This window comes from Candidatus Zymogenaceae bacterium (genome assembly GCA_016931225.1).
Lineage (GTDB): Bacteria > Desulfobacterota > Zymogenia > Zymogenales > Zymogenaceae > JAFGFE01.
On record JAFGFE010000031.1, the window covers coordinates 133,985 to 150,394 of the forward strand.

Here is a 16,410-nt window from a genome sequence, read left to right on the forward strand (position 1 = left end):
TATGCTCTCTGAAACCCTCAAACATAAAACGCGACCCGTGGTGGCATGCGATTTCGACGGAACCATCAGTGTTGGGGATGTCAGCTATCAGATGCTGCAGAAATTCTCCCACGGCGGGTGGGAGGACATCGACGTCAAATACATCAACGGCGAGATCGGCTCCCGGGAGGCGTTCTCCCGGATCCTCGAACGTCTCAACGCAACCAAGCAGGAGCTCGAGCGCTCCGTGCCCGAGATGATGACCATCGATCCGGGTTTCGGTGAATTTTATCGGATCATGAAGGAGCGGGGCGTCGATGTTGTCATCGTCAGCGACGGATTCAAATTCTACATCGATATACTCCTTGAACGGGAGGGGCTTTCCGACATCCCGATATATGCGAACGATATCGAGGACGGCCCGAACGGGAGGCTCGTGCCGCTCTTTCCCCATCACAACGATGAGTGCGACCGATGCGGCAACTGCAAGCGGTGCGTCATCAAAGAGCTTCGAAACACATACGATTATGTCGTCTACGCAGGCGACGGTTATTCCGATCGCTGCCCCGCCCAGGACGCCGATACCCTGTTCGCAAAGAAATATCTCTATCGATTTGCGGCAAAAAACAGGATTCCCGCATTTCACTTCAACGATTTTTCCGACGTCCTCAGGGGATGTACAAAGAGCATCAACGGCGTGATATTCGACCTGGATGAAACCCTGGTGAACTCCCTTGACGCCATACGCACCTCGTTCAACCACACCATCGACACCCTGGGAGTGGAGATCGACCGGGAGGCGGCGTTCAAGGAGATGATGCACTGGCCCCTGAACGTCTCCATGGAGAATATCTTCCCCAACATCGACGTCTCCCAGGCGGTGAAGATATTTCGAGAGAAATACTACGCCATCTACAAGGAGATGACCCCGGTAAAGAATGGGATCGGCGATATCCTCGAGGGGCTCAAGGCCCGCGGCATCGGGGCGGCGATCGCCACCAACAAGCACGGCCCCTATGCCCGGGAGCTGGTGAAGCATCTCGGCATCGACACCTATTTCGTCGACATCATCGGCGCGGGCGACGTGAAGGAGCCCAAGCCCGCCCCGGACATGATCGAGGCGGCGCTCACTGCCCTGGGAACCGACCGGGAACATGCGGTCTTCGTGGGCGATTCCATCGTGGATGTGACCACGGCGAAACATTCGGATATCGATATCTACGCCCTGGCGGAATCCATCCACACGCCCGAGGAGCTGGCCCACCATACGCCCACGAAAATGTGCCACAATACCCTGCAGCTGAAAGAGGCCCTCCTGGGAGACGTATGAAGGATTCACCCCGCACAGGCTCATTCGTGGCCGCCGCCGGGCGGGATGAACACATCCTCTTCGCCTCGGCCTTTCCCGGATTCGTCCGCCCCCTGGATGACGATCTTCTGTTCATCAGGGATCACGGCGTGGGCGCCATCGTCACCCTGACCCAGGAATCGCTTCTCTTGCCGCTCAAGTTCCGCCCCTATTTCGTACAGCTGCACCTGCCGGTGGAAAACCTGGAGCCGCCGACCCAGTCCCAGCTGGATCGGTTCGTTGACTTTGTAGACGAGCAGTTCGACCGGGACGTCAACGTGGTCGCCCACTGTCTTCTGGGCGTCGGACGGACCGGCACCGCCATCGCCGCGTACCGGGTCAGCCGTGGGGAGGACCCGGAAACGGCCATATCCGAACTGCGGCGGATCCGAAACTTCATCGAAACGCCCGAGCAGGAGGAAGCCGTCAATCGCTTTTACGATCGGCTCAAAAAGCGCGGCGCCCTGCCGAAGGAGTAACATGGGCCGTTTCGCCCCTTCACTCATCCCGATGACGACGGAACGAGATACAAAAAAACCCCGATGTCTTCACACGCCGGGGTTTTTTTCACATATTGGGGGCGGCATCAGGTCTTGCCCAGGTAGGTGGCCGCCTTCTCCGGTGTCTTTCCCTTGATGACCTCGTGGTAGTATTTGTAGGTCATGGGAGTGCCCTCTTTCAGGATCTCCGCATACTGCGGCTCTCCGATGAAGAGGGTATGGGTCTCAACCTCGATGGAATCAACCACCTTCGCCTCAATATACGACAGGGCGTTTTCCGTGATCACCGGGCACCCGGTCTTGCCGATGATGTGTTCCGCCTTGGCGCATTTATCCACATCGCGACCACACTTGAAGCCGAACAGCCCGATGAACGGAAAGGGCGTCTCCTGGTCCAGGATCGAAACGGCGAATAGACCGCTTGCGGTGATGAATTCATGCGTGTAGTTTTCCCGGTTGATGGATGCCACGATCCGCGGCGGATCGGCGCTGACCTGAAATATGGTATTTGCTATCTGTCCGTTATACGCACCGTCTCTTACGGAGCTGACCACGTACAGACCGTAGCTCAACTGCCACAAGACCCGCTTATCGCCTTCCAGTGTCATGATACATCCTTTATTATATTATTTCGTATACTGAGAAAGCCTTTCGGCGACGGCCCTGCCCAGGTCGTAACAGCGCCCGAGCGCCTCTTCATCCGGAACGAACAGTGTACCGATCCCCTCACCCACCAGCTCGACGCCCATCTCCTCCAGTATCCGGCTCAAATCCTTCACCGATTCCCCGCTCCATCCATAGGAGCCGAAGGCGGCGCCGATGAGGTTTTTGGGCTTGAGCCCCTTCAGGTACGTCAGCGTATCCGCCAATGTCGGGAATATCTGATTGTTCATCGTGGGTGATCCCACCACCAACGCCCCGGCGTTGAGGATTTCGGTCGCCACGTCGCTCCGGTGATTCGCCCCGAGGGAGAGCACCTTCACATCACTCCCCCCGTCGCCCAGGCCCTCGCTGATCGCCCGGGCCATCTTCTCGGTGCTCTTCCACATGGTATCATAGACCACCAACGCCTTGTTCGTCGGTTTTTGCTCCGCCCATCCGGCATAGAGACCCACGATCTTTTCGATATCCTTTTTGGTCCGCCAGATCGGCCCGTGATCAGGGGCGACGATATCGATATCCAGATTCAGAGTCGTGACCCTATCGAGAAATTTCGCCACCACCGGAGAATAGAGAAGCAATATATTCGCGTAATACTTTGCGGCTTCGCTTTTCAGGAGCGATTCATCCAGCTCATCAGCGAATCGCTCTGTGGATGCCAGGTGCATCCCGAACGCATCCTGGGAGAAGACAAGCTTTTCTTCTTTAAGATAGGAAATCATGCTGTCCGGCCAGTGCAGCATGCGGCTTTCCAGGAACGTCACGTTCATATTCCCCAGATTGATTTTCTCTCCGTCTTTCACTTCGGTGAGCTTTCCCGCCACATCTTCATGAAAATGGGCCTCCAAATTCTTTTTTCCCATCTTCGATACATAAACCCGCTCAGGATTGATGAGCCCCATCATCTCGACCAGGGAGCCGGAATGATCCATCTCCGAGTGATTGGAGATGATGTAGTCGATCTTTTTCGGGTCCACGATTGACGAGATGCGGGATATCAGCTCCTCGACGAACGGCTTTTTCACTGTGTCCACCAGGGTGATCTTATCCGCCATGATCAGGTAGGCGTTATAGGTGGTTCCCCTGTTCGTCGAGTATCCGTGGAAATCCCGGATCTGCCAGTCGATGGCGCCCACCCAGGAGACGGTATCGGTAATCTTGACCGCATTGTATTTCTTATTCATGACAGCTCTTTCCGCCGCTTACAGCGACCGTTTCACATCAGAGAGGAGGGTGATGTGGTGCATCTCTTCGGTGATGATTTTGTCGATCCGCTCCCGTCCCAGGGCGGGGGGGACGATCTCTTTCACGCCCAGGTAATAGACCACAGAATCTTTCTCCAGACCGATGGCGAAATCGATGATCTCGGAAAGCGTCTCCTTACCCGACAGTTTATCGGACGGATCTTCCGCGATCGGGAATACGTACCCCCCTGCGACGGCGCCGAGATACCTGGCGGCGTCTCCCTCCGGGTCGATGAAATCTTCACCCGTCTTTTTTCCCTCTATCTCCCGGATGAATGAGCGGAAGGTCTCTTCATGTGCGTCTTCCATTTCGGCGAGCGCCAAGAGCAGCTCTTTGGATGCGGGGACGTTGATGTATTGTGCCGCCTTCCGATAGAAGCGTGCACCGTTTACCTCGACACGAACCGCGATTTCCATTATTTCCCGCGCGTTGAAGATATCAGACATCGTTTGTCCATCCTTTATACGTGTGTTATCTTAATGCAGATGAGTCCATATAGTAAAATATAGCTCTCGTGTGTGTTTGTCAATAGTACAAAAGTATAATGAATAACAGAAAGGGGATCCCCGAATCAGTATCATCGGGGATTCCCCATTGGTGATGCAGGGATGGCGATATCACGACGCATCATGATTCGCTTTTTTCCGGGGATGCACCCGGATCATCACTACCAGTTCTCTCCCAGCAGCTCGAAGTACGCCTGGGGATGTGCACACGCCGGGCACGCCTTTGGTGCGTCGTTCCCCTCGTGGAGGTAGCCGCAATTTCGACAGCGCCACACGACCTTTTGTTTTCTCGAAAAGACGCGGCCGTTCTTAATATTCTCGGCCAGATCCAGATAGCGCTTCTCATGCTGTTTCTCCGCCACGGACACGGCCTCGAACACCTTTGCGATTTCCTCAAATCCCTCCTCCCGGGCGACCTTCGCATACCCGGGATACATTTCTGTGTGCTCGTGGTGCTCGCCCATGGCCGCCGCCCTGAGGTTTTCCTCGGTGGTTCCGATGACTCCGGCGGGGAACAATACCTCTGCATCCACCGCAACCTCACCCCCCTTGAGGAACTTGAAGAAGCGCTTTGCGTGCTCCTTTTCCTGGTCGGCGGTCTCGGCGAAGATATCGGCGATCTGCACGTATCCTTCCTTTCGTGCCTGGCTGGCGAAGTACGTGTAACGGTTTCGCGCCTGGGATTCGCCGGCGAATGAGGTTAACAGGTTCCTCTCGGTTTTTGATCCCTTCAGATCCATCTGTGTGTCTCCTTTTAAACTGTGTGTTGGCACGTTTCTTTTATACGTTGGTTTCTTCAATCATCACGGGCCGGGTCTTGACTTTTAATGTCGCAGGTCGTGCCCGATGAGGCATCTTTTAAAGAGAGGGTTTCTCTCAGGCCGCTACCCCACGAGCGTCATTCCACAGGCCCTTTCTATTGTGCGGAAAACGACGTGTCGATTCGAGGAGCTATGCACCGCTTCTACTCATCGAGGGTATTAGAATGTCTTTACACGACCCGAAAGACGCCGGTGTACATCGATGAGGAACGCGCCCCTCAAACAGCCGCCCCATCCATCGTCGTACACATCGGAGATCATTTTCCAACACTCCAATCCTTTTTGCCGGCATCGAAAATCATGTACGACACCCGTCCCCGTCCCGACTGTTTCGTCCGTGGATTCTATTATAGGAATTATTCCTAATAAGATCAAGGAGAATTTTTTACTTTTTTTCTTTTATTCACCGGCGGCGCCAAACGTACAACGATCATTTCCGGTTTCCGTTGAGGACATTCACGAGGGAATGGATATCCATACCAAACCGTATCCCGAGAGACGCCAATGCGAAATCGTACTTGACCGGATCATCCTGGGCGATGAGTCGAAAACCGTCCGTCACCTCACGGGCCGTCTTCATGTCCGCCTGTTTCCGCCTGGTGAGGCCGAGGAGCCGTGATATGCGAAACATATGCACATCCAGCGGCACGATGAGCTCGGCGGGAGAAATCGATTCCCAGACACCCGGATCGACTTCATCCTTTCTGACCATCCACCTGAGATAGAGGTTGAGCCTCTTTACGGCGCTCCCCTTTTCCGGGCACGGCACCAGGCTGTTGTATCCGCCCCCCAGCGGACGGTTTACCTCCCCGGCAAGACGACACAGACCGGAGATGATCGGGGCGTCGCCGGATCGGGCCCTGCGGCTTTCGGTCATTCCCGCCAGCACACAGCGCTCGATCGATCCGTACCGGTCGATGACCCCTCGAATCCCCATTAAGGTTCCGATGATCTCCTGCCCTGTGGTAAAGCGATGAACGACGTCCCGGAATGTCTCCTCGAGATCCCTCTCGGCCGTCGTCATCAGGTATTCGAGGGGGTTTTCCCCCATGCGACCGATGACCCGTTCGACGCTTTTGTGTATCTGCACAACCCGGCCGTAGGCGAGGCACGAGGCGATAAAGCCCGCCACCTCCCGATCCCCGGCATCCGTGTATCGATGAACAAACGACAGCGGGTCGGGATGAATGAGGTCACGTCTGTTTGAGGCGGTGTAGAGTTCTTCCAGCCGATCTCGAAGAGTAAAGATCATACCGTATATCTTTTCGATTTCAAGGGGTATCGGTCGGGTAACCGATCCGAATAGAGAAATCCGCAGTCCTCCCGCGCCGGTCCCCCCCCTCACATCCCCGCATTATTTACCCGATCCTTCACACAGGAGAATCGGGAAGGGCGGCGTTTACTCGGCCGGGGCGTAATAGCATCTCTTCGGCGAGACGATTTTACCTTCGTCTTTCAGTACCTTGATGATCCGTGACACTTCGTCTTTCGAAAGCCCCGTTGCGTCCGCGATATCGCCGGGGCGAACGGGGCCGCCCGCCGATGTGATCGCATTCAGAACCATCTCCCTGTTATCCGCCATAATGATACACCCCCTTCACCGTGTATAGCACATCGGATCGATGCGGGGACATTCCCCGATTATACTTGTATCGCGCATTCTCGAGAGAGAAAAAAAAGACGGTTCCCTGACAACTCACATGGAAACCGTCCCAGCCTGTATATGCGAAAGGTCGTATGCCTTCCTGTATCCATTACGAATGAGAATCGTCACGACATGACGGACAGATTCCTATCAGCTCCAGCCTGTGATCAATGATTTTGTATCCGATCAGATCATCGAATCGATCGGCGATGTTTTCCATCAATTCGCCGTCGATATCGTCGATCCTCCCGCACACCGTACAGCGAATGTGGTAATGGTTCTCGATGGTGGCGTCGAAACGCTTCTGCATACCGCCGATCTCCATCTTTTTGATCATCCCGCATTCGGAAAGAATCTCAAGATTTCTGTAGATCGTTCCGAGACTGATGCGCGGGAGCTTCTTTTTGACCATCTCGTACACTTCGTCCGCGGTGGGGTGCGAGGTGACCTTCGAGAGCTCTTCCAGGATCACCTCACGCTGCTTGGTCATACGTACAATTTGTTTCATGGACATGGGGCATCTTTTTCAAATGATTATCATTAACAATGTTACCCAAACTATTATCTTATGTCAACAGTTTTCTCTTTTAAGTACCGGTCTTTTCCGACAGTGCCGCGCTTATCGCCTTTTATCCCCCTCTTCCTTTATATATATACCTCCCGCATGGTCGTTGATCGACGGCGTTTTCATGTTTCCCATTTTTGGGGATATGAGAACCGGTAAGCCCCCGGTACGGCGCGCACACCGGATTCCATTCCATCCGACGCCTCTTTGCAAGCATCACAACCGAGGCAATGGGAAACGGTGGTATAATACTTTTGGTTTCTCATTCATTATCGATACATGCGGCGAATGATCACGACAGGTTGAGCAGCTCCCGGGCGTTCTCAGAAAGCACCCGCCTTTTTACCCCGTCATCGCCCTTACACACCCGATCCACCACCTGAATCGGCGTTTTTCGGCATCCCCAAGGCCAGTCCGAGGCGAAGAGCACCCGCTCGGGTCCGAAGGCCTCAAGAAGTCTTTTGACCGCCTTCGGCGACTGAACGGAAATATCCACGCTGACGTTTTTCTCACGTGCAAGCATCTTGATGACATCTCCTGCCTGGTAGAGACCGGCATGTCCCGCGATGAAACGAACCTCCGGAAAAGAGGCGACCAGCTTCCCGGCCGCTTCTATGGCGCCGAATTCGGGGCGCTCTCTGTCTTTCTGGTGTGTGGGATAGTAGTGGGCGATGCCGGAGTGAAACAGGATCGGCAGGCGATGGCGACCGAACGCCTCCACGGCACAGAAGACCCGCGGGTCATCCAGGGAGATGCACTGTATGATCGGGTGGAGTTTCATGCCTCGGGCGCCGTTCGCCACATCCTGTGCCAAAGCCTTGTCCACATCATATTCTCGGGTGAAGTCCACGCCGGTAAAAGGAATGATACGCTTGTCCTTCCCGGCCGCTCGTTTCAGATCATCGAATGTCACATAGGGGGGGATGGGCATGCAGGCGCTCATCTGAATCCCGTATCTATCCATATTGCGCTTCATGTTTTCGAGGGTGGCGGTGTCGTTCCTGGCCCGGCTTGCCTTCGCCACCAGAGAAAAGAGGGGGCTTTCGTACACCGCCCCGCCGAAGTCCGGGTGCAGCAGAAACTCCGAGATGGATACCAAATCCAGCATCATCCTTTTTCTGACTCCTTTCTTATCGATTAACTCCCCTCCCCCATCGTATAAGATGTCCCCCAGGTGCGTGTGGATATCGATAATCTCCGTCATGACATGCTCCTTATATCTATCTATATGTTTTATTTTATTTATTTATTTCCCATACATATCATGCAATATGTGCATCCTTCATGACTCCGTCAGGTCACCCACGTCCGTCCTATCGTTATACACCCTGAGGATCTCATCGATCGCCCGCCTCTCATCGTCGAGGACGAGCCGCGCCGCGCCGGCCTTGCACACGGCGACACACCGGCCGCATCCCTTACATCGATCGTGATCGACGAGCGCCCGCCCTTCCCTGATCGTTATCGCCCCTGCGATGCACACGTCCCGGCACACGCCGCACCCCAAGCACTCCTCGCCCACCTCGATACGGAGGCCGGATAATCGATGAATGTTCTGAAAGAATCCGGTGGATATTTCTTTTTTGATACCCAGTCGCACCGAACAGCAGCATTCACAGCAGAAACAGATATTCATCATCCGCCGGTATTCAAGACCCCATATCCAGGCGTCGAATTTATTGTGGACGACCAGGGGAAGAAGTCCCATGTCAATCGCCCGGGCGCCGTGGGCAACGGCCTCATCTTTCGTGACGATGCGGCCCAGCCCCTGGGCCAAATCCCGCGCAGCCTCCCCGAGAAGCAGGCATCCCAGCTCTTGGGGAAATGCCCGGCACCTGTCCCCCCGCCTGCAGAAGCATTCGTTCATGATCGCCACCGTGTCGGCCCTTTCAATGAGCGGCACCAAAACCTCCATTGGAAGAACGACGTGGCGTCCCCCGACGATGACTTCCTCCACCGGGATGATGTGCCCGGAGGTATTCTCTTCCGAATCGTTATGGGGGATTAACCCACAGTCGTCCAGCCGCTGGAAGAGTCGATAAAACCCCATAATGAAGTCATACATGCGCTTTGATCGTCCCATGAGACACTCCCCTGTCTACAGATACATGGTTCGTCGGAGATCGCCGTTCGCGTGATTACAGAAGGTCTCTAAATCCGGATTCGTCGGCTGTCTTCCCGTCTTTTTTCAACGCAATGGCCGTTCGAAGCGCGTCGTGCTTCTCTTTTGTCATGGGCAACAGATACGCAAGGACGATGGCGAGCACGAGAAAAAACGCCGTTCCCTCGGCATAGAGCAGGCGAATTCCCAGCTCCGCTTTGGGAGTCTGGGGATAGACCTCGGGGACGTACCGGATCCAGTTAAGCACTTGACCCACGAGCCACACGGCGATGGCCACCGAGATCTTCCGGGAAAAGGAAAAGAAGGCGAAATAGAGCCCCTCACGCCGCTGGCCGGTCTTGTATTCGTCCACCTCCACCACGTCCGGAATCATCGACCACCCGGTCATGGTCACGCTGATGACACCGCCAGAGGCCAGGGCCGCCAGCACGTAGAAGAGTACCAGCGTATCGGGATGCACCACTAATCCTCCAACCCCCTGCACAAGGGCCCACACGCCGATAAACAGAATGAACGCCCAGCGCTTCCCCCGTACTTCCGATATTTTCGTAATGGCGGGAATCCACACGATCGTCAGGGCGAATAAAAACAAGAAGGCGATGGACTGCTGGGTTTCGGAAAGATTCATGTAATATATCATGAAGTAGACCATCACCGTCGCCCCCACGGTCAGGGCGACGTTCGCCGAGGTGTAGATGCCGAAGGTGTATAGAAACGTCCTGTTCTTTAAGACGTCGCCCGTGATGTCCCTCAATCGGATGCGGGTTTCTTCCGGGAACAGCTCGTATCCCCGGGTCGCCCTCCAGGTCCAGAGGATAAAAAAGATACAGAAAAAACCGAATATCCCGGTCATGATGGACCATGCGAGCTTCTCATTGCCTCCCACTCTCATGGTGAGCCACTCGACGAACACCCAGGGAACGACCGCCGCCACGATGGATGCGAGCTGGCACCAGAGGGCCCGATAGCTGATGAGACCGGTGCGCTCGTTGTAATCCTGGGTCATCTCCGCCGCCAGGGCCGTATACGGCACATCCAGCATGGTAAATATGGTGAAGTAAATGATCGTGACGATTGCGAAATATATCTTCGTGCCGCCCGTTGTGAACCCGAAATCGGTAAAGAGAAGCCAGGTGATGATGCCGAAGGGCACGGCGACTCCCAGAAGAAACGGGCGTCTGCGGCCGAACCGCGATCGCGTCTTGTCCGACCAGATGCCGATGAACGGGTCCGTCACCGCGTCCCAGAGCTTGCCGATCATCATGATGAATCCCGCGAAGGCAGGATTCAACCCCACCACGTCGGTCAGGAAATAAAGGAAAACCACGAAAAAGAGAGTCCAGGTCAGGGAATTCGACAGCTCCGCCGCACCGTATCCGATCTTGACGCCGAACGGAAGCCGCACACTCCTTTGATGATCCATGTCGATTCCTCCCGGGATGATTGAGGATGACCGTGATAGGAGTATTGACTGAAATAAAATCACCCGTTTATACCATGTATTTCCTCGTTTTCCAAACGATGTTTATCATACGCCGCAGATTTATGCATCACCGCCTCCACACCCGTATCCCATCCCTTCCCCCTTTCGACACCGGCCGCCTCCGACCGGCAGGATAGACATCCCGATAAATAACGGATGCAAGATGACGTCTCGCGTCCCGTCCGCGACCGACGGCCAAAAAACATGGTATCCTCTCTCCCTGGTTGCATAGGGAACATTGCCCCTTTCCATTCTTTTTTCATATGTCCGGGATCCCGGAGACGATCACCGGTTTCGAGGAGTCGGCACCCTGATTGATGGAGGCATCACAAACCGTATTTTCTCTTGACATGACCATATGTTCATACTATAGTCATAGTGAATGACCGGACGTCCGGTCGGTTTAAGGCCGAACGAGAACCCGTAACCGGCCCTTGATGCTTTCAGTCGTGCTCAACCGGATCCATCATGCCGAAAAACACCTTTTCAATCATCAGCGACGAAAAGAGAGAGCGCATCTACAACGCCGCCGTGCATGAATTCTCCCGTGAGGGATACGAGAAGGCCAGCATCAAAAACATCGCCGCCCGGGCGGAAATCTCCAAGGGTTCTCTCTACGACTACTTCGAAAACAAAGAGGACCTGTATCTTGCCGTCTGCGCCCACGGCATCAACCTCTCCCGCCAGAACATCGACGAAATCATAGACGACTCTCTCGATTTCTTCGAGCAGATCAGGAACATCTTTCACCGGGGCCTCTCCTTTGTTGTGGAAAACCCGGAATATACTCAGCTCTATATCAACCTCTCATCCTGCGGTATGGAGCGCTTTGCGGAACAATTGACCACCAAAGTGGAAAAGACCACGGCTGATTTCTACAAATCCGCCCTCAAGAGGGGGGTCGACAGCGGGTACATTCGTTCGGACGTGGATGTAAACACGGCCGCCTTCGTTATCAACAGTCTGTACATAATCATGCTTATCTCCATGGTATCCCGTCACTATCAGATTCGCATGCAGGAATATCTCGAAATCAACGAGTCCGATGTTCAACGGGAGGCATTCAAGAAGATTGATCAACTTATAGATACCATACGCTTCAGCCTCGAGGTTCGAGCGGCGGACTGAACTCTTTAATAATTAGATACCAAATGAAAGGTATCCGACAGTCAGACATACGATTATTGTTGCATCCGAGAAGTGACCGACCGTCCGGTCATGTCCATAAGGAGAACACATATGTACAGTGAAATGAAGGGGAAAACAGCCCTGATTACGGGAGCCGGAAAAGAAACCGGCATCGGATACACCATTGCGAAGCGGCTCGCGGATGAAGGGGTGACCGTCGTCATCAGCGATGTGTGCAAGGACATCGGCGCGGATAATTACGCCCGCATCGGCACCAAGGAAGAGCTCGAGTCGCTCGCGAAGAAGATCAACGGCCACTGCGTCGTCATCGATGTGACTGACGAGGGGACCATAGCAGCGGCGGCGGCGTACATTACAGACACCTTCGGTCGCCTGGACTACCTGATCAACAACGCCGGGGCGTCCCCGTCGCCCCAGTATCTTCAGTACATGGACCTCGCCATGTGGCAAAAAACCATTGATATCGGCCTCAACGGGACCCTCTTGGTCACCCGTCACATGCTTCCCCTGATGACCGGGGGGGGGTGCGCCATCGTCAACACCGCCTCCCGGGCCGGAAAAAAACCGAGGGCCTTCGCCGGCGCCTACTGCGTCGCCAAGGCCGGGGTTATCATGATGACCAAGGTGTTCGCCATGGAGACCGCCGCCCTGGGGATCCGTGTCAACGCCATCTGTCCCGGCCAGATCGATACCGATCTCGAGCGATGGGGGTGGGAATACGAAGCCCAGATCCGCCAAATAGATGTTCAGGAGATCATCGATGAGGAAATCACCACGATCCCGGCGGGCAGAATCGGTCTCCCAAAGGATGTGGCGGACCTGGTGGCGTTTCTCTTGTCCGACCAGGCACGATATATCACCGGCCAGGCCCTGAATATCGACGGCGGGCAGTTGATGGAACTATGAGACATTATTATTTATCCCACTACGACCGTCGATGCACCACGGGAAAAATATCCCGATGTGCCCCTCACGTGCGTCGATACACCGCAAGAGACGACGGACCCGGCGGCGTTTATGTCATCGGATCGGTCGCGCGATGTCAGCCCATTAGATACGGTACATCGACGGCTTCATGATACTCGGGATATGGATATAACCGATAATTTCACAGAGAGAGGATAGTGACATGGTACATGAAAACACACAACCGACGGCGGGCGATCACGTCTGTTCCGGCGGAGAACTGGTTGTCCGCTCCCTTGAAAAAAAGGGAGTAAAATATATCTTCACATTGAGCGGCGGCCATATCGCCCCCATCTACCAGCACCTCCTCGATTCCGACATACGGGTGGTGGATACCCGCCACGAACAGGCCGCCGTGTTCATGGCTGACGCCTATGCCCGACTGACCGGAGAGCCCGGCATCGTCCTGGTGACCGCGGGTCCCGGCTTTACCAACGCCCTCAGCGGCGTCGCCAACGCCCGTATGGCCGGCAGCCCCGTGGTGCTCCTCTCCGGCAGGATCGGCATGAAAATGAAAGAGCGACTGGACCTTCAGGAGATCGAACAGGAAAACGTCGTGGCCCCTATCGTCAAGTGGTCACAAACCGTCACGGACCCCGGGAGAATCCCGGAGTTCATCGACATCGCCCTTAAAACGGCGATCTCCGGGGCCCCCGGCCCCACGTTTCTGGATCTCCCGGTGGACATGCTCACCGAATGCAGGCCCATCGATACCGTCCGCTTCCCGGACTCCCCCTACCCCCTTCGCTCCGGGGGCGACCCGAAGGACATCGAGGCGGCGGCATTACTCATCGAAAAGGCCAAAAGGCCGATCATCATCGGCGGCAGCGGGGTTCTTTTTTCCGGTGCGGCCAAAACCGTTACTGAACTGGTGGAAAAAACCGGCATCCCCTATTTCAGCCTGTCGATGGGGCGGGGTACCGTCCCCGAAGATCATCCCCTCTCCTTCGGCCCCGCGGTGGTGATCCGTCCGGGGGCGGCCGGCGCCGCCAACACCCAGGCGGATGTGATTATTCTCCTTGGCACCCGCATCAACCTCTACACCATGTTCGGCGGCATATTCCCCGCCGATACAAAGATCATTCATGTCAACATCGACCCGGTGGAGATCGGCCGAAACAGAACGATCGATGTCGGCATCGCGGGAGATGTGGGCATCGTATCCAAGCAACTCATAGATCGACTTTCCAAAAAGATCAAACCAGAGAAATTCTCGGGATGGATCGACGAGCTGAACAAGCAGGCCGAATTCAGCTTCGATTCAGTCAAGGACGCCATGGAGTCCGAAGCGGTGCCGATTCACCCCCACCGGCTGATGCGTGAAATCAACGAGTTCATCGGAAACGACGGCATCGTTACCGCCGACGGCGGCGACACCCAGACCTGGATGAGCATGACCCGTACCGCCTACGGCCCCGCCGAGTACCTTGAATCGGGTCTCTTCGGCTGCCTGGGCGTGGGAATCCCCTTCGCCGTCACCGCGAAGCTGCTCAATCCGAAAAAGCGGGTGCTCTGCGTTATGGGTGACGGTTCTTTGGGTTTTAACTTCATGGAGATACACACCGCCATCCGCTTCGGTCTTCCCATCGTCATCGTCGTCAGCAACGACCTGGGCTGGGGCATGATCCGTCACAGCCAGAGTCTCAAGTTCGGCCCGGGGAAAAACGTCGCTACGGAGCTGGGCACCGTCGAGTACCAGAAGATGGTGGAGGTCCTGGGCGGATACGGTGAACTGGTCACCGAGGTCAAGGACATCAAGCCCGCTTTACAGCGGGCCTTCAAATCTGGCAAGGTGTCACTGATAAACGTCATGACCGATCCCGATATCATCAGCCCCGGCAGCTACGCCCTGGCAAGCATCGCGGCATCCGCCTATTAAAGTGACAATCCATGAAGGAATTTCTCACAAAATACAAGGATGAGTTCTACCTGGGCGCGGCGATCTTGGCATCGGTGCTCTTCTACTTCGCGCCCATCTCCGACACCCTGGTAATGGGGGAAAACGTCATCCCCCTGACGTCGGAGGCCCGCATCACCATGTCGCTTCTGATATTCGCCATCGTCCTGTGGGTGACCGAGGCGATTCCCTTCGTCGTCACCTCACTCATCGTGATGATACTCATCCCGCTCTTGGGGGCGACGGATGGCCTCGAGGTCGTCAAAAACGGGGAGATGGTCGCAATTCACGGCGCCGCCGACGGCCTGAAGGAGATGATTCTCATAGGCTTCGGCAACCGCTTGATATTCTTCTTCATGGGGGTGTTTCTGCTCTCGGCGGCGTTCATTCAATCCGGCCTGGGAGATCGATTGACGCTCTATTTGCTTCTTCTGGTGGGGACCGGCACGAAGATCGTCATCCTCGGTTTTCTCGTGATGGGATCGCTGCTCTCCATGTGGATTACCGATATGGCGGTGGCGGCGCTCTTGGTACCTTTGGCGGTAAGCATCCTCAGAAGCGCCGACATCAAGCCCCTTCAGAGCACATTCGGCACCGCCCTCATGATCGCCTGCTGCTGGGGGGCGGTCTTCGGGGGTATCGCCACACCGGCCGGATGCGGTCCCAATCCCATCGCCATCGAATACTTGAAGAACCTCACCGGGATTCACATCTCGTTTCTGGACTGGATGAAGATCGGCGTCCCTCTGACCGCGTGCCTGATCCCGATCGGCTGGGCGGTGCTCCTGTTGCTCTTCCCCCCGGAGATGAAGCGCCTCCCCCTGGAGCGCAGGCGCCTGAAGGAGCGCCTTTCGGAGAAGGGAGGATTCAGTAAGGCGGAGATCGTGACCTTGATCGTCTTCCTGACGGTGATCACCCTGTGGATTGGATCCGACGCCATCACAAAGCTGACACATAATGGTCTGATTCTCTCCATGGAGATGGTGGCCCTCGCCGGGGGGCTCGTGTTTTTCCTCCCCGGTATTCGGGTGATGACCTGGAAGGAGGCGGAGCCGCTAATGAACTGGGGGGCGATTGTGCTGGTAATGGCCTCGCTGTCTTTGGGACTGATGATGTACGAAACAGGGGCGGCCCGTTGGCTCTCCTGGTTGCTGTTGGGACACATACAGGGAATCAGTCCTATTATACAGATCGGACTGGTGGTCGCCGCGGTGATCGTGATGAAGCTCTTTCTAGCGTCAAACACCGTCACCGGGATAATTGTCATCCCACTCCTCATCACGCTGGCCCAGGACCTGGGTCTCGACGCCTGGTTTCTCGTGGCGCCGGCGGCGTTTACCGCGTCACTGGGGATTATTCTTTTGACTCAGTCTCCCACCAACATCATCCCCCACACCTCGGGATACTTCACGGCGAAAGACTTCGCCCTCTCCGGCGTCGTCATGTCAATCATCATGGTGCTGGTGTTGACGATCATGATTCCCATCGGAGGACGGCTGACCGGTATCTACACCTTCTGAGAAC

General features: G+C 55.5%; 16 protein-coding genes. 6 read left to right on the forward strand and 10 right to left on the reverse strand.

Annotation, left to right across the window (positions count from 1 at the left end; translation table 11 throughout):
* The first annotated feature begins 1 nt into the window (after position 1).
* The gene (locus JW885_12755; protein MBN1883038.1) at positions 2-1,309 is read left to right on the forward strand and encodes an MtnX-like HAD-IB family phosphatase; all 1,308 of its coding nucleotides are present in this window, start codon (positions 2-4) and stop codon (positions 1,307-1,309) included.
* Positions 1,306-1,806 carry a dual specificity protein phosphatase family protein gene (locus JW885_12760; GenBank protein ID MBN1883039.1) on the forward strand — a complete coding sequence of 167 codons (501 nt, stop codon included), beginning with the start codon at positions 1,306-1,308 and terminating at the stop codon, positions 1,804-1,806. The genes JW885_12755 and JW885_12760 overlap by 4 nt, the downstream gene beginning before the upstream one ends.
* A 107-nt stretch (positions 1,807-1,913) precedes the next feature.
* Here JW885_12760 and JW885_12765 read toward each other — a convergent pair whose 3' ends face one another.
* From JW885_12765 to JW885_12810, 10 genes are all read right to left on the reverse strand, one after another.
* A complete protein-coding gene (locus JW885_12765) occupies positions 1,914-2,435 on the reverse strand; it encodes a flavin reductase (protein ID MBN1883040.1) in 522 nt (173 codons plus the stop codon).
* An 18-nt stretch (positions 2,436-2,453) separates the two neighbouring features.
* Positions 2,454-3,671, reverse strand: coding sequence for a flavodoxin domain-containing protein (locus tag JW885_12770; protein MBN1883041.1), 1,218 nt, complete (start codon positions 3,669-3,671; stop codon positions 2,454-2,456).
* Between the two features lie 18 nt (positions 3,672-3,689).
* On the reverse strand, positions 3,690-4,178 hold the full coding sequence (locus tag JW885_12775; protein ID MBN1883042.1) for a ferritin family protein: 489 nt from the start codon (positions 4,176-4,178) through the stop codon (positions 3,690-3,692).
* 221 nt (positions 4,179-4,399) lie between these two features.
* The gene (locus tag JW885_12780; GenBank protein MBN1883043.1) at positions 4,400-4,978 is read right to left on the reverse strand and encodes a rubrerythrin family protein; all 579 of its coding nucleotides are present in this window, start codon (positions 4,976-4,978) and stop codon (positions 4,400-4,402) included.
* 511 nt (positions 4,979-5,489) lie between these two features.
* Positions 5,490-6,311, reverse strand: coding sequence for a TIGR02757 family protein (locus JW885_12785; GenBank protein ID MBN1883044.1), 822 nt, complete (start codon positions 6,309-6,311; stop codon positions 5,490-5,492).
* Positions 6,312-6,458: 147 nt separating this feature from the next.
* Entirely contained in the window at positions 6,459-6,641 is a 183-nt protein-coding gene (locus tag JW885_12790; protein MBN1883045.1) for a MarR family transcriptional regulator, read from the reverse strand.
* Positions 6,642-6,813: 172 nt separating this feature from the next.
* A complete protein-coding gene (locus JW885_12795; GenBank protein ID MBN1883046.1) occupies positions 6,814-7,218 on the reverse strand; it encodes a transcriptional repressor in 405 nt (134 codons plus the stop codon).
* 343 nt (positions 7,219-7,561) lie between these two features.
* Positions 7,562-8,473: an amidohydrolase gene (locus tag JW885_12800; GenBank protein MBN1883047.1), complete on the reverse strand. Its 912-nt coding sequence runs from the start codon at positions 8,471-8,473 to the stop codon at positions 7,562-7,564.
* A 78-nt stretch (positions 8,474-8,551) separates the two neighbouring features.
* Positions 8,552-9,352 (reverse strand): 4Fe-4S binding protein, encoded by an 801-nt coding sequence (locus JW885_12805; protein ID MBN1883048.1) that lies wholly within the window; start codon positions 9,350-9,352, stop codon positions 8,552-8,554.
* Between the two features lie 55 nt (positions 9,353-9,407).
* Entirely contained in the window at positions 9,408-10,814 is a 1,407-nt protein-coding gene (locus JW885_12810; protein ID MBN1883049.1) for an MFS transporter, read from the reverse strand.
* A gap of 528 nt (positions 10,815-11,342) precedes the next feature.
* On the opposite strand from JW885_12810, the gene JW885_12815 reads away from it, so the two are divergent.
* From JW885_12815 to JW885_12830, 4 genes are all read left to right on the forward strand, one after another.
* Positions 11,343-12,002 carry a TetR/AcrR family transcriptional regulator gene (locus JW885_12815; GenBank protein ID MBN1883050.1) on the forward strand — a complete coding sequence of 220 codons (660 nt, stop codon included), beginning with the start codon at positions 11,343-11,345 and terminating at the stop codon, positions 12,000-12,002.
* Positions 12,003-12,113: 111 nt separating this feature from the next.
* Complete coding sequence (locus tag JW885_12820) at positions 12,114-12,929, forward strand: SDR family oxidoreductase (GenBank protein MBN1883051.1); 816 nt, start codon at positions 12,114-12,116, stop codon at positions 12,927-12,929.
* Positions 12,930-13,152: 223 nt separating this feature from the next.
* Positions 13,153-14,868, forward strand: a complete 1,716-nt coding sequence (locus JW885_12825) for a thiamine pyrophosphate-binding protein (GenBank protein MBN1883052.1) — start codon at positions 13,153-13,155, stop codon at positions 14,866-14,868.
* Between the two features lie 11 nt (positions 14,869-14,879).
* On the forward strand, positions 14,880-16,406 hold the full coding sequence (locus JW885_12830) for a DASS family sodium-coupled anion symporter (GenBank protein MBN1883053.1): 1,527 nt from the start codon (positions 14,880-14,882) through the stop codon (positions 16,404-16,406).
* The last annotated feature ends 4 nt before the right edge of the window (positions 16,407-16,410 follow it).

Excerpts from the sequence above, each read along its gene's own strand:
- JW885_12780 (MBN1883043.1), bottom strand. The coding sequence starts at position 4,978 with ATGGATCTGAAGGGATCAAAAACCGAGAGGAACCTGTTAACCTCATTC.
- JW885_12765 (MBN1883040.1), bottom strand. The coding sequence starts at position 2,435 with ATGACACTGGAAGGCGATAAGCGGGTCTTGTGGCAGTTGAGCTACGGT.
- JW885_12785 (MBN1883044.1), bottom strand. The coding sequence starts at position 6,311 with ATGATCTTTACTCTTCGAGATCGGCTGGAAGAACTCTACACCGCCTCA.
- JW885_12755 (MBN1883038.1), top strand. The coding sequence starts at position 2 with ATGCTCTCTGAAACCCTCAAACATAAAACGCGACCCGTGGTGGCATGC.
- JW885_12820 (MBN1883051.1), top strand. The coding sequence starts at position 12,114 with ATGTACAGTGAAATGAAGGGGAAAACAGCCCTGATTACGGGAGCCGGA.
- JW885_12825 (MBN1883052.1), top strand. The coding sequence starts at position 13,153 with ATGGTACATGAAAACACACAACCGACGGCGGGCGATCACGTCTGTTCC.
- JW885_12775 (MBN1883042.1), bottom strand. The coding sequence starts at position 4,178 with ATGTCTGATATCTTCAACGCGCGGGAAATAATGGAAATCGCGGTTCGT.
- JW885_12770 (MBN1883041.1), bottom strand. The coding sequence starts at position 3,671 with ATGAATAAGAAATACAATGCGGTCAAGATTACCGATACCGTCTCCTGG.
- JW885_12790 (MBN1883045.1), bottom strand. The coding sequence starts at position 6,641 with ATGGCGGATAACAGGGAGATGGTTCTGAATGCGATCACATCGGCGGGC.
- JW885_12800 (MBN1883047.1), bottom strand. The coding sequence starts at position 8,473 with ATGACGGAGATTATCGATATCCACACGCACCTGGGGGACATCTTATAC.
- JW885_12810 (MBN1883049.1), bottom strand. The coding sequence starts at position 10,814 with ATGGATCATCAAAGGAGTGTGCGGCTTCCGTTCGGCGTCAAGATCGGA.
- JW885_12760 (MBN1883039.1), top strand. The coding sequence starts at position 1,306 with ATGAAGGATTCACCCCGCACAGGCTCATTCGTGGCCGCCGCCGGGCGG.
- JW885_12795 (MBN1883046.1), bottom strand. The coding sequence starts at position 7,218 with ATGTCCATGAAACAAATTGTACGTATGACCAAGCAGCGTGAGGTGATC.
- JW885_12815 (MBN1883050.1), top strand. The coding sequence starts at position 11,343 with ATGCCGAAAAACACCTTTTCAATCATCAGCGACGAAAAGAGAGAGCGC.
- JW885_12805 (MBN1883048.1), bottom strand. The coding sequence starts at position 9,352 with ATGGGACGATCAAAGCGCATGTATGACTTCATTATGGGGTTTTATCGA.
- JW885_12830 (MBN1883053.1), top strand. The coding sequence starts at position 14,880 with ATGAAGGAATTTCTCACAAAATACAAGGATGAGTTCTACCTGGGCGCG.